A 12539-nucleotide genomic window follows, 5' to 3' on the forward strand; every position below is an offset into this window, starting at 1 on the left:
AAGTTGTTGGCTCACCCGTTGAAAACTATCACAATGCAAAATAGCCACCGCTCAATATCAAGGGATAGGAAATTGAAGATGGATGTTGCGCAAAAAAACTCGTCACTCATCACCGGTATGCTTCATGCGCATGACCTCGATGAGTGCCGCAACATCCAAAAAGGTGCTGTGTTTATCATTGCCTCGGGGGCGTCCGCTAAAGATTTTCCGCAGGAAAGGTTTGCAGACGTTCCGATGATCACGATGAATGGTGCCATCTCCATGTTCTCCAGGACAGGTATCAAGCCGTTCTTTTATGCCTGTACGGATCAAGGCTTTTCCCAACAGCAACCCGAACTGTTTTCACAGGCCATGCGTATTAGTCAGCGGGTTGCACTGTGGCAAGAGCACATCTGGCATACGACGGTAGCGCCTGAGGGCGAACTGTATTTACTCGGCCGAGCACCCAAGCTCTCCTGGACGGACCTGGTTTTCAGGGCGGATAAAGAACTCGTCAGAAATCGCAAACTCGGAAATGGCCGCAATAGAACCCTTGGTTTCAGCAAGAATCTTAAACGCGGTTTTTTTGATGCCCGTACGGTGGCTTATCTGGCGTTACAGATTGCCTATCACGTGGGGTTTACCAAGGTGTTTTTGGTCGGCGTCGACTTGAATCAATCTATAAACCGTTTTTACGAAGGGGGTGATGCGTTCGCCTCACCCTGCATGCTCGATCAGCATTTTTATACGAGAATCCTGCCGTCGTTCGAGATCTTGTCGAAGTACGTCGTGGATGAAGATTTTCAGGTCTACAACTTGTCCAGTTCCTCAAGGATTCCGGGTGAACTCATTCCCCGGGTGACGCTGGATGAGATCGACAAATTGATCTAAAGGTTGTTCGTGCCTTATTGAAATGGGCGCCCTCGAGGCGCCCATTTTTTTGCCTGGTGATTATGTCTGGCCCAGTTCCTCGCGCAAAAACTCCACCAAAGCCCGCTGCAACCCGGTCAGCGCTCCCTCGCGGCTGATCAACGCCAACTCCGTCGGCGGCAGTTCGGGCAGGTCGGTGCACACGCTGTGCTCAGGCAATACCGCCGAAGCGGGCAGCACCGACACGCCCAGACCTGAAGCCACCGCGGCTTGAATGCCTGTCAGGCTATGACTGCCAAACGCAACCCGCCAGGGACGCTGAGCCACATCCAGCAGGCGGATGGCCCGTTGGCGGTAAATGCAGCCCTGCGGGAACAGCGCCAATGGCAATACCCCGTTGGCTGAATCCACGCCTGCACCTTTGACCCACACCAACACTTCCGGCCAGGCTGCCCAGCACGGCCCGCTGTCCGGTTCGCGCTTGATCAGCGCAATGTCTACGGTGCCCGCGCTCAGTTTCTGTTTGAGATCGGTGCTCATGCCACTGATGGTTTCCAGGCGCGCTTCAGGTCTGGCCCGGTTGAAGCCGGCGAGAATGACCGCCAGGCGCCGAGCGTCGAAATCCTCCGGTACACCAATGCGCAAAATTTCCAGATCGAGGTCGCTGGCCAACGCTTCAACCGCTTCAGAGGACAACGCCAGCAAGCGCCGGGCATAGTGAATCAGCAGTTCGCCATGCTCAGTGACACTGACGTTCTGCCCGGTCCGATCACGCAGCAACAGCGAATGCCCGACCAGTTCTTCGAGTTTACGAATCTGTTGGCTCACCGTGGATTGGGTCCGATGCACACGCTCGGCGGCGCGGGTAAAGCTGCCTTCGTCGACCACGCAGACGAAGGTCTTGAGCAATTCGAGGTCGAGCATGGCGGCTTCCTTGATATTCGATTTGCCACTGACAAGTAGATATTAATTTAATTTCACACTATCACTAATGGCTCGTAGTCTGAAGATCACCTTTCAGAGGACACGAACATGACACTCAAAAACACCCCGCGCCCCGAGTGGCTGACCTTCGATTGCTACGGCACGCTGATTCAGTGGGATGAAGGCTTGAAGACCGTGGTCGCCGATATTTTGCGCGACAAGGGCGACCACGCCGTTGATGTCGATCGCCTGATTGAGGTGTACGACCGGCATGAACACCGACTGGAGCAGATCCCGCCGCATCGCTCGTTTCGCCAGTTGAGCGCGCAGGGCTTGCACCTCGCTCTGGAGGAGTTGGGGCTGGCGAGCGCGCCCGAAGACAGTCAGCGGCTGGCCGGGGCGATCCCGCGGATGCCGCCGTTCCCCGAAGTGGTCGAGACGCTCGCGCGGCTTAAGGCGATGGGGTTCAAGTTATGCATCGTGTCCAACACCGATGACGACATCATTGCCGGGAACGTTGCGCAGCTCGGTGGGCATATCGACCGGGTCATCACCGCTCAGCAGGCCGGTGCTTATAAGCCGGATCCGCGGTTATTTGACTACGCTCATGAACAGCTCGGCGTCAGTCGTGATCAGGTGGTGCACATCTGCGCCAGCCCGATGCTGGACCATACCGCCGCCCGCGACATGCACTTTCGCTGCGTCTGGATTGACCGCAGCACGGGTCGGCAGTTGCTGCCGGACTATCAACCCGATGCGATATTAAGCACGCTGGACCAGGTCGTGCCCTTGTTCACATCCCTTGGCTGGTAAACACGGAGTCGTCATGGCCCACACCCTTGCAGGCAGTTCCCGTCCCTCGCGTTACGCCGATCTGAATCTCGATTCGGAGGCCGCCATCGCCGCTCGCACGGAATTGGCGGCGTGCTTTCAATTGGCGGCGCTGCACGGTTTGGAGGAGGGCATCTGTAACCATTTTTCCGCCATGGTGCCGGGTCGGGATGATCTGTTTTTCGTGAACCCCTACGGCTACGCGTTCGAAGAAGTCACCGCTGACAACCTGCTGGTCTGCGATTTTCACGGCAACGTCGTGGTGGGCGAAGGGCTGCCGGAAGCGACCGCGTTCTATATCCACGCGCGACTGCACAAACAGCTGCCGAGGGTGAAAGTGGCGTTTCACACGCATATGCCTCACGCCACGGCGTTGTGCCTGCTGCAAGGTCCGCCGCTGTTGTGGCTGGGGCAAACGGCCTTGAAATTCTACGGCCGTACGGCGGTGGACGAGGACTACAACGGTCTGGCGCTCGACGAGTCTGAAGGCGACCGGATTGCCAGCGTCATGGGCGATGCCGACATTCTGTTTTTGAAGAACCACGGGGTGATCGTCGCCGGGCCAACCATCGCCGAAGCCTGGGACGATCTGTATTACCTTGAGCGTGCCGCCCAGGTGCAGTTGATGGCGATGGCGACCCAGCGTGAACTCAAGCCGGTGCCCCATGAGATTGCTCAGCGGGCCTATGAGCAAATGCGCCTGGGGGATGCAGAAAGTGCACGGGCGCATTTGCACAGCGCGATGCGGCGACTAGCCAAAGGACATTTGCCCCATACCCCCCCGTAGACTAAGCTCACAAAAAATAAGGGTTTTGGGGTGTTACCCATGCCTTACCCTTACAGGACGCGCTTTTGTCTATCCCTCTTCACGATCCGCACAACGCCACCGGCGTCACGTTGAAACGGTTACCTCTGCGCAAAGCAGCGGTACTGTTTATTGCGGTCGTGTGCCTGAGCCTGTGCGGTTTGCTTTACCTGCAACTGGAGCAGTCGCGCCGGCATGACCTGGCATTGGCGAAAGTGGCGTCATCAAACCTGACGCGGGCCATGGCGCAGCAGGCCGAAGACACCTTCATGCAAGCCGATCTGGTGCTGACCAGTCTGGCCGACTGGATTCAGGCTGACGGTTTCGGCGCCCCCCAAAAGGCACGCTTGCAGAAAACGTTCGCCCGGCGGGTGCAGGCGCTGAATCAATTGCACGGGATATTTCTGTTCGACCAGAAGGGGCAGTGGATCGTTAGCTCCTTCGAAAACCTGCCACGTGGCCCGGGTGTGTCGGATCGCGAGTACTTCAAATTCCACCAGCAGAACGTCTCCTCCCTGGCGCACATCGGGCCGGCGATTCGCAGTCGGGAAAATGGCGAATGGATCATCCCGATATCCAAACGGGTGAACGACAAGAATGGCAATTTCCAGGGCGTCTTGTTGGCCGGCATCAAGATGGCGTACTTCGATCAGTTCTTCAAAAGCTTCAGCATTGATGACAACGGTTCGATGTTTTTGGGCTTGACCGACGGAACGCTGCTGGCGCGACGGCCGTTTGTGGAATCGCTGATTGGCACATCACTGGCCAAGAGCGAGATCTTCGAGAAATTGCTGCCCAACGCACCCTCCGGTAACGCAATGTTCAGCTCACTGGTCGATGGTGTCGTGCGGTTGTATGGCTACCGTCAGCTCGACACTTATCCGCTGGTCGTGTCTGCCGCCTCGTCCAGGGAATCGATTCTCAAGGATTGGTACGACACGGCATTTCGCTCCACAGTCATCGTTGCCCTGGTGGTGCTGGGCGTGGGGTTGTTCGGTTGGGTGTTCCTTTATCAGGTGCGTGTCGGCGAACAGATCGAGGCGGATTTGCGCAAGGCAAAGGAAGCGCTGAAGCTGATCGCGACCCACGACAGCCTGACCGGCCTGGGCAATCGCCGGCTGTTCGAGGGGGCGCTGGACATCGAGTTCGGCCGAGGTGCCCGGCAGTCGAGTTCGCTGAGCCTGATCATGCTCGATATCGATTACTTCAAGCGCTACAACGACGCTTACGGCCACGTGGCGGGGGACCATTGCCTGGCTGAAGTGGCGCGGGCGGTGAAGGGGTGCTGCCATCGAAAAGCCGATTTGGCTGTGCGGTACGGCGGTGAGGAGTTTGCGGTATTGCTACCCGACACTGACATTCATGGCGCGATGGTGATTGCCGAGCAGATCCGCCGCAGCGTCATGGACAAGAACATCATCCACAGCGGTTCACCCTCGGGCTTCGTGACGGTCAGTCTGGGGTGTTATTCGTTTGTGCCGACGGGGCGGGACAGCATGGAAGTGTTTATCGAACGAGCGGACGCGGCGCTGTATCAAGCCAAGCATTCGGGGCGAAACCGCTCGGCGGTGCTGTCGATGGAAGGCGGTGTCGAGGCACTGCTGCGTTCGGATCGTTGAGGTGTCTCGAGAGGGTGTTTCACCCGCGCAACACCCCGGCCCGCCGGCTGTCTGCCTGTCAGATCCCCTTCAATTGATCGTCTAGAGTTGCGGTAACGCTGCCGATCCCGGCAGGTCTCCCCACCGCACGGATGATCGTCAGAATGTTGATTACTCAAGCATTGACAGCCGTTGCTTTAACCGTTGCAGCCTGCGCCATCTTTCCGCTCGCGAGCCACGCTCAATCGAACGTCACAGCCAAAGAAGCACACGCCATCGGCGTGGATGCCTACCTTTATTTGTACCCGCTGTTGACCATGGACATCACCCGCAAGCAATTCACCAACATCGAATCGGGTAAGGAATTCGGCAAAGGTCCGATGAATATGTTTGTCAGCGTGCCGCAGTATCCACCTGCCGATTTCAAAGGGGTGGTGCGCTCGAACGTCGACACCTTGTATTCCATTGCCTGGCTGGACTTGACCAAAGAACCGCTGGTGATTGCAGCGCCCGATACGGCCGGGCGTTTTTACCTGCTGCCGATGCTCGACATGTGGACCGATGTGTTCGCCTCACCGGGCTGGCGCACCACGGGTACACAAGCGGGGCAGTTTCTGGTGACACCGCCTGACTGGACCGGGACGGTGCCTGCCGGACTGAACCATCTGCCGGCGCCTACGCCCTTTGTCTGGGTCATTGGCCGCACCAAGACCGATGGCGCTGCGGACTACGGGGACGTGCACAAAATTCAGGCTGGCTATACCGTGACACCGCTGTCCCGACTGGGTAAAAAGTCCGAACCGGCCAGCGTGACAATCGACCCGGCCGTGGACATGCAGACCCCGCCCAAGCTCCAGGTCGACTCAATGTCGGCGGCCGACTACTTCGCCTATGCCGCCGAATTGCTCAAAGTGCACCCTGCGCACATCACCGATCAACCGATCCTGGCGCAGATGAAGCGTATCGGTATCGAACCCGGAAAATCGTTCGACATGGATGCGCTGGACCCTGAAATCAAAGCAGCGCTCCAGGCCGTGCCCGAAGACGCGCAGACGCTGAAGACGTGGAAAGTTCCAACGCTCACTGGTGTGGTCAACGGCCGAAGGGTAGGTTCAATCTGACCATGCGTTTGTATGGGTTCAAACCCGAGGTGTTGAGCGGCAAGTGGAACCTGCCGACGGTCACATGCCGGTGTGTAGCACCCAACTGACAGCAGCCGACGATCTGCAATCATCGGCTGTCTCTACGCGTCCAGCTGCCCGTCCCGCCGCCGGCACCGCCCGTGCCACCGCCCGCCGCGCCCGTGCCACCCCCCGCGCCAGAGCCGCTGTTGCCGGCATTGCCACCATTTCCGCCACCCGACGAGCCCGATCCGCTATTGCCGCCGTTAGCGTTATGGTCGCTTGAGGGGTGGCCAGGGTTATTGTTGGGCGCCATGGTCGAGCCGCCGGTTGATCCTGACTTGGTTCCGGTCGCATCAGCGCCATCGCCGGAGGCTGCAAAAGTGCCGATGGACATGGCGGACAGCACTCCCGCCAGTAACAGCGAGGTCATTTTGATGATCATCATGGTGCGTATCCAAAGATGAGTCGTTACCTGATGTTGGTGTGAAGGGCAGGGCGCGTAGTGCCGGTTGGTTGACGAGTGGCCGGCGTGCGTTTCAGGCGAAAGCCTCGCGCAGGTGGCTGATCGCTGCTTCTACTGTCATTCCCGGTGCAGTCGGTGGATCAGGCCGTTCACAAAACTCACGCCATACAAACAGCGTCAGCTCGGCACCATCGGTGATGCTTTCCGGGATGGGGGATGAGAAGGTCTCTAGCACTCTGTAGCGTTCATCCTGCCAGAACAAATCCTCGACCCAGTCGTAGATCGGTATCACATGAAAGTGAATCGGATGGCCGGGCACATGTCCGTAGCGACCGATGTACAGCCGTTTGGGTTTGAACAACGTTTCGACAAGCCGTTGAGTTTTCGCCAGTAGCGGGCCGAGTTCGGCGAGGGCGCTATCGGGCAGTTCGTGGAGCGCGTTGACGTTCGCTCGTGCGCCGAGCATCACGTAACCAGGCAAGGCCGAGTTGAGGCGGTGGTTGACGATCCAGTGTTCGGTTTCATGGAGGATGAAGTGCTGGGGGATGAGGGGCATGTCATGACTTCCTTGTCTTGCGCGATAACAAACGATGGCGGTGTACCCAAGCGAGGTGTCCGCTGCATCTCGGCATCAAAAGGTACGCGGGGGTGCGTGCAATTACAGGGCAGCGGCCGTTGATTGGCAATGGTTGTGTTAACGGTTCTTCCATTGCGGCAATGGCTTGCGTTATCCAGGCGCCAGGGCCCAGCATGGCTGCTATGTTCAATGAACGTTCGGCGAGTGCCCCGGTAAAAAAGCATTGCGAGCGTCACATCCCGATCAGGCAATCGATTGACAGGATAAGTGCATGGATATGACTGCCGTTACCAGTGTCGCCGCTCCCCGTCATACGCCGATAACCCGCAACCTGGTGTGGGTCGTCGGCCTGCTGTTTGTTCTGAGTGTGCTGATCGCCCTGTTGGCCTTGTTCAACATTGCCGGGCGGCTGGACGCCCAGGACCTGGCCAAGACCACGTTCTACACCCAGCGTGCGCTGGAAAATCGCATCACTGCCTCGAAAAACTACATCGCCAGTTATGCAAACTGGACGACCGCCTACGACCATTTGAACGGCAAGGTCGATGTGCAGTGGGCTTACGTCGAGCAGAACCTGGGCAAAACCTTGTTCAGCATCGATCACTACGACGGCGTCTTCGTGGTCGATCATCAGCAAACCAAATACGCCGTGGTGCGCGGGCTTCAGGTGCAGGAGGCCGCGACCACCTATCTTTCGGCATCCATGGCGACGCTGGTACAGGCAGTCCAGCGTCAGGAAAGCCTCATTGACCCCGTCAGCCAGTTCACGCTGTTCGAGGGCAAACCGGCATTGCTGACGGCTGCCGCGATCGTCCCCAATGACGAAAGGCCCGCGGTCGATCCTCAAAGCACCTCGGTGCTGGTGTTCGTCGACCAATTAAGCCCTGACAAGCTCAGCGCCCTGAGCGCCGATTACGGTTTGCATGATTTGAACCTGGCGCCTGATGACGCTATCTCGCCCGACAGGCCAGTCGTGGCACTGGCGGACACTGGCTACAGTCTGGTTTCCCGACTCGAGCAACCGGGTCATCAGTTGCTCTGGTCGCTGCTGCCGCCATTGGGCGGCGCGCTGTTGGTGCTGGCGTTGTTAACGGCTTATTTCTTCCGGTATGTCTTGCGCACGTCCGGGCACGTGGATGCCAGCTACACCAGCCTCGATTTATCGAACCAGGCGCTGGAGGCCAGTGAAGAACGTTTTCGTGCCGTGGCTGAGGCCGCTTCCGACTGGATCTGGGAAATCGACGACAAGCATTGCATCTCTTACCTGTCAGGACGTTTCGCCACCGTCACCGGTTTTTCCGATCAGCAATGGATAGGGCAGGACATTGGGCAACTGCTCAATTGCGATACGCTGCCCTTGTCGCTGTGGCTGCATAAGCTCAATGAAGAACAGCCCGTCAGCCATTTGCGTTGCTCCTATCGCGATCAGTCGGGGCAACAGCGTATTTGCCGGGTTTCGGCACGACCGATCCATCGCAAGGGCGCGGTGCTGGGCTATCGCGGAACGGCCAGCGACATCACCGATGAAGTCGCCGCCCATGCCCAGATCCAGCATCTGTCGTTGCACGATGCCCTGACGGGACTGCCGAATCGCAACAAACTGGCGCGTTTCCTCGACGAGGCCCTGGCGCAGAAAGAGCATTCGGCGGCGCTGGTGCTGTTGATGATCGATCTGGATAACTTCAAGCCGATCAATGATTCCCTCGGTCACCCGGCCGGCGACGCCGTGCTGCTGGAAGTGGCCACCCGATTGCGCGAGTGCACGCGGGACATCGATCTGGTCGCCCGGCTCGGTGGTGATGAGTTTGTGCTGGTGCTCAACGGCATGGACAGCCACGCCGAAATCGACCGGTTCTGCGAGCGTTTGCTCGATAGCCTGCAGCAGCCGATTCATTACGAGCATCACACGCTGCACATCGGCGCGAGCATCGGTGTCGCCTTGAGTCGGCGTCAGGGGCACATTCCCAATGAGCTGATCCGGTGCGCCGACATTGCGCTGTATCAGGCTAAATCCGACGGCAAGAAGACCTGGTGCTACTTTGCGCCGCACATGAACGATCAGATCCAGCACCGTCGGCTACTGGAAAACGACCTGCGCCGGGCGATCAAGAACGACGAGTTCGTGATGCATTTCCAGCCACGCTACAACATGGGCGGCAAGCAGGTGGTCTCGGTGGAGGCGTTGCTGCGCTGGCAGCATCCGGAACAGGGGCTGCTGAGCCCCGACGAGTTTATCCCTTTGGCCGAGCAGACTGACCTGATCGTGCCCTTGGGGCGCTGGGTGTTGCGCGAAGCCTGTGAAACGGCCCTGACCTGGCCCGGTGCGTTGATGGTGTCGGTCAATTTGTCGCCTGTTCAATTTGCCCGCAGCGACGTGGTGGAGGACGTCAGGGAGGCATTGATCCTGACCCGTTTACCGGCCAGTCGTCTGGAGCTGGAAATCACCGAAAACGTGATGCTCATCGATGTGGAGGGCGCGTTGGCGACCATGAATGCGCTCAAGGAACTGGGCGTGCGGTTGAACATGGACGACTTCGGTACCGGCTATTCGTCCCTGGGTTACTTGCGCACGTACCCGTTCGACGGGATCAAGATCGACAAGCGTTTCATCTCGTCCATGAGTGGCGGCGGCAATGACCGCGCTGTGGTGCAGGCGATCATCAACCTGGGCAAAGCCATGGGCCTGACCGTGACGGCAGAGGGCGTCGAGACCCTGGAGCAACTAGACTTCCTGGTCCTGGACCAGTGCCATGAAGTGCAGGGTTTCTACTTGAGTCGGCCTATGGAAAAGCAGGCGTTGCTGCCGTTGCTGAAGGCATCGCATGACGAGTTTCCAGTGTAGGGGCGTGCCTTTAGTCGCCTGACTCGCTCGTAGAGGCAACTGCAGGTACGCACCCCCGGTCACAACTGGATATCGACCCTGCGTTGCGAGCGTTGGCCCATGAAGAACCTGAAAATCGCAACATTCAACGTTAACGGCATGCGCGCCCGACTGCCGAACTTGCTGGCCTGGCTTGAGCGAGAGCGGCCAGACATCGCCTGTTTGCAAGAGCTCAAGTCGGTCGACAGTGCTTTCCCCGCCGCCGAGCTTGAGGCCGCTGGCTACGGCGCGCTCTGGCAAGGTCAGTCGTCGTGGAACGGGGTGGCGATTCTGGCGCGGGATGCTCAGCCGCTGGAGAGTCGTCGAGGCCTGCCGGGTGATGACAGCGACACCCATAGCCGGTACCTGGAGGCCGCCGTGCACGGGATTCTGGTGGGCTGCCTGTACCTGCCCAACGGCAACCCGCAGCCGGGGCCGAAGTTCGATTACAAGCTGGCGTGGTTTGAACGGCTGATCCATTACGCGCAGACGCTTCAGGCCAGTGAGCATCCCGTGGTGCTGGCCGGTGACTACAACGTGGTGCCCACTGACCTGGACATCTACAACCCGCGATCCTGGCTGAAGGATGCGTTGCTGCAACCTGAAAGCCGCGAGTGTTATCAGCGCCTTATGGCCCAGGGCTGGACCGATTCCTTGCGCCATCTGTATCCGGAGGATCGGCTCTATACCTTTTGGGATTATTTTCGCCAGCACTGGCAAAAGAACTCAGGTCTGCGCATCGATCATCTGTTGCTTAACCCTGCGCTCAGCCCTTATCTGCAGGAGGCCGGAGTCGATGCCTGGGTTCGCAACGAGCCCCACGCGAGTGATCATGCACCGACGTGGATTCGGTTGAGTTCGCGCAAGCGGCGTTGAGATTGAAGTGTGTGGCGATTGGCTAAATCAATTGTCAGTCGAGCCGCTTTATCCCTTATACATGGCGCCCATTGGCGGAGAAATCCGGCCCCCAGCATAAGGACTGAGCGATGAGCGAGCCACACCTGAGCAATCTTGCGTTGTACCTGCAGCGCCTGGGCTTCGACGCGCCTCCGGCGCCGACCCTGGAAACCCTGCTTCAACTTCAACTGCGCCATACCGGCGTTTTCGCGTTCGAAAACCTCGCCACGTTGTCGGGGCAGCCGGTGCTCATCGACCTGCCGTCCATCGAACAAAAGGTCCTGCACGACGGTCGCGGCGGTTACTGCTACGAACTCAATAACCTGTTCCTGGCCTTGCTCCAGGCGCTGGGCTTCGACGCTCGCGGTATCTCCGGCCGAGTGGTCATGGGCCAGCCCGAAGGCGCGTGGACCGCCCGTACACACCGCTTGAGCCTGGTGACCCTGGACGGCGTGCGTTACATCACCGACGTCGGCTTCGGCGGCATGGTGCCCACCGCACCGCTGATGCTCGATATCCCGGCCGAACAGCTCACACCTCACGAACCCTATCGCATCGAGCCGCACGAGGATGGCTACACCCTGCGCGCCAACGTCGCCGGCGAATGGCGGGCGATGTACATTTTCGATTTGCAGCGCCAGGAAGACATCGATTACGCCGTCGGCAACTGGTACGTCTCGACCCATCCCGAATCGTCGTTCGCCAGGCAGCTGATGGTGGCGCGCACCGGCGATGGGTGGCGCCGCACGCTGAACAACAGCAGTTATGCGATTCATCGGATCGGCCGTGAGACTGAACGTCGGCAAGTGACGGATGTGGATGAGTTGATGGGTTTGTTGCGCAGCGAATTCGACATTCGGGTGCCGCGGGAGGCGGCGATGCGCCGGGTTATTGAAGGGCTGATTCAACAGCCCTGAACCTCACAGCTGCAGTCCCTCCTGCACCACCGACAGCAGATTGTCTTCGGTCATGGCGATTGCATCCGGTTGTTGCCCGGATTGATCGATCGCTTGCAGCCACCACTGCGTCTCGCCGTGTTCGCTCACGGTTCGCAGCATCGAGAGTGTTTTCCCTTGGGTGCGGATTCCGACCCGTCCGGCACCGTCCTCAGTGAAACGAGCGACGGGGTCGAAGGTGATGCTGTGGTGGTTGCCTTCAATCAGCAACTGGTCGATGGCGTAGTCGTAGGTCGCCCCGTCGGCATGACGCTCGAAGACGTGCGTCGGCACTCGCCGGATGTTCAGCCCGGCTTCGCTGAGCGGCGCCAGCCAGGTTTCGATGAGGTGGTACAGGTCGTAAACCTGCGCAGGCCAGCTGTCTATTTGGTGATCAGCACAGATTGTCTCGTCGGCGCTGGACTGCTGGGTTTGCTTCAGTTTTGCGGCGAGTTGGTCAGCCTTGCTCATGTCGATGTCCTATCGTGGTCTCAGTGAGAGCATACCTCTATCAAGGTAGTGCACGTCTTGCCTTGCGTCATGTTGCCGGGAGGTTTTGGCTTCATATCAGGGAAGGTGCGGCTCAAGTCTCACGTGGGGAATGGCCATGTGTCCATAATCTGACTGATTAGTTGTATACAACTCTATAGACATTTGTCCTGAGTCTTGCATACAG

11 protein-coding genes and 1 pseudogene are annotated in these 12539 nt (G+C 58.8%); 8 read left to right on the plus strand and 4 right to left on the minus strand.

From position 1 onward, the window contains the following. Positions 1–78: 78 nt before the first annotated feature. Positions 79–870 (plus strand): WaaZ-like lipopolysaccharide core biosynthesis protein, encoded by a 792-nt coding sequence (locus QFX16_RS10210; protein ID WP_283183816.1) that lies wholly within the window; start codon positions 79–81, stop codon positions 868–870. Positions 871–930: 60 nt separating this feature from the next. On the opposite strand, the gene QFX16_RS10215 is transcribed toward QFX16_RS10210, so the two are convergent. Next, positions 931–1773: a LysR family transcriptional regulator gene (locus QFX16_RS10215; RefSeq protein ID WP_283183817.1), complete on the minus strand. Its 843-nt coding sequence runs from the start codon at positions 1771–1773 to the stop codon at positions 931–933. A 108-nt stretch (positions 1774–1881) separates the two neighbouring features. Here QFX16_RS10215 and QFX16_RS10220 point away from each other — a divergent pair, with 108 nt between their 5' ends. The 4 genes and pseudogenes from QFX16_RS10220 to QFX16_RS10235 form a co-directional block, all read left to right on the plus strand. Further along, positions 1882–2586, plus strand: a complete 705-nt coding sequence (locus QFX16_RS10220; protein WP_283183818.1) for a haloacid dehalogenase type II — start codon at positions 1882–1884, stop codon at positions 2584–2586. Between the two features lie 13 nt (positions 2587–2599). After that, positions 2600–3391, plus strand: coding sequence for an aldolase (locus QFX16_RS10225; RefSeq protein ID WP_283183819.1), 792 nt, complete (start codon positions 2600–2602; stop codon positions 3389–3391). A 65-nt stretch (positions 3392–3456) separates the two neighbouring features. After that, positions 3457–5028 carry a sensor domain-containing diguanylate cyclase gene (locus QFX16_RS10230; protein ID WP_283183820.1) on the plus strand — a complete coding sequence of 524 codons (1572 nt, stop codon included), beginning with the start codon at positions 3457–3459 and terminating at the stop codon, positions 5026–5028. A gap of 143 nt (positions 5029–5171) precedes the next feature. Next, positions 5172–6107 (plus strand): annotated as a pseudogene (locus tag QFX16_RS10235) (DUF1254 domain-containing protein); the annotation flags it as partial. A gap of 130 nt (positions 6108–6237) precedes the next feature. On the opposite strand, the gene QFX16_RS10240 reads toward QFX16_RS10235, so the two are convergent. Next, positions 6238–6576: a hypothetical protein gene (locus QFX16_RS10240; protein WP_283183822.1), complete on the minus strand. Its 339-nt coding sequence runs from the start codon at positions 6574–6576 to the stop codon at positions 6238–6240. Positions 6577–6667: 91 nt separating this feature from the next. After that, positions 6668–7150 (minus strand): HIT family protein, encoded by a 483-nt coding sequence (locus tag QFX16_RS10245; RefSeq protein ID WP_283183823.1) that lies wholly within the window; start codon positions 7148–7150, stop codon positions 6668–6670. Positions 7151–7442: 292 nt separating this feature from the next. Here QFX16_RS10245 and QFX16_RS10250 point away from each other — a divergent pair, with 292 nt between their 5' ends. From QFX16_RS10250 to QFX16_RS10260, 3 genes are all read left to right on the plus strand, one after another. Then, on the plus strand, positions 7443–10013 hold the full coding sequence (locus QFX16_RS10250; protein WP_283183824.1) for a bifunctional diguanylate cyclase/phosphodiesterase: 2571 nt from the start codon (positions 7443–7445) through the stop codon (positions 10011–10013). 99 nt (positions 10014–10112) lie between these two features. Continuing rightward, positions 10113–10907, plus strand: coding sequence for an exodeoxyribonuclease III (locus QFX16_RS10255; protein WP_283183825.1), 795 nt, complete (start codon positions 10113–10115; stop codon positions 10905–10907). A gap of 110 nt (positions 10908–11017) precedes the next feature. After that, the gene (locus tag QFX16_RS10260) at positions 11018–11845 is read left to right on the plus strand and encodes an arylamine N-acetyltransferase family protein (protein ID WP_283183826.1); all 828 of its coding nucleotides are present in this window, start codon (positions 11018–11020) and stop codon (positions 11843–11845) included. 3 nt (positions 11846–11848) lie between these two features. On the opposite strand, the gene QFX16_RS10265 is transcribed toward QFX16_RS10260, so the two are convergent. Further along, a complete protein-coding gene (locus QFX16_RS10265) occupies positions 11849–12334 on the minus strand; it encodes a hypothetical protein (RefSeq protein ID WP_283183827.1) in 486 nt (161 codons plus the stop codon). Positions 12335–12539 lie beyond the last annotated feature (205 nt).

Origin of the sequence: Pseudomonas svalbardensis (assembly GCF_030053115.1) — a bacterium.
Lineage (GTDB): Bacteria > Pseudomonadota > Gammaproteobacteria > Pseudomonadales > Pseudomonadaceae > Aquipseudomonas > Aquipseudomonas svalbardensis.

Excerpts from the sequence above, each read along its gene's own strand:
- QFX16_RS10210 (WP_283183816.1), top strand. The coding sequence starts at position 79 with ATGGATGTTGCGCAAAAAAACTCGTCACTCATCACCGGTATGCTTCAT.
- QFX16_RS10215 (WP_283183817.1), bottom strand. The coding sequence starts at position 1,773 with ATGCTCGACCTCGAATTGCTCAAGACCTTCGTCTGCGTGGTCGACGAA.
- QFX16_RS10220 (WP_283183818.1), top strand. The coding sequence starts at position 1,882 with ATGACACTCAAAAACACCCCGCGCCCCGAGTGGCTGACCTTCGATTGC.
- QFX16_RS10225 (WP_283183819.1), top strand. The coding sequence starts at position 2,600 with ATGGCCCACACCCTTGCAGGCAGTTCCCGTCCCTCGCGTTACGCCGAT.
- QFX16_RS10240 (WP_283183822.1), bottom strand. The coding sequence starts at position 6,576 with ATGATGATCATCAAAATGACCTCGCTGTTACTGGCGGGAGTGCTGTCC.
- QFX16_RS10245 (WP_283183823.1), bottom strand. The coding sequence starts at position 7,150 with ATGCCCCTCATCCCCCAGCACTTCATCCTCCATGAAACCGAACACTGG.
- QFX16_RS10250 (WP_283183824.1), top strand. The coding sequence starts at position 7,443 with ATGGATATGACTGCCGTTACCAGTGTCGCCGCTCCCCGTCATACGCCG.
- QFX16_RS10255 (WP_283183825.1), top strand. The coding sequence starts at position 10,113 with ATGAAGAACCTGAAAATCGCAACATTCAACGTTAACGGCATGCGCGCC.
- QFX16_RS10260 (WP_283183826.1), top strand. The coding sequence starts at position 11,018 with ATGAGCGAGCCACACCTGAGCAATCTTGCGTTGTACCTGCAGCGCCTG.
- QFX16_RS10265 (WP_283183827.1), bottom strand. The coding sequence starts at position 12,334 with ATGAGCAAGGCTGACCAACTCGCCGCAAAACTGAAGCAAACCCAGCAG.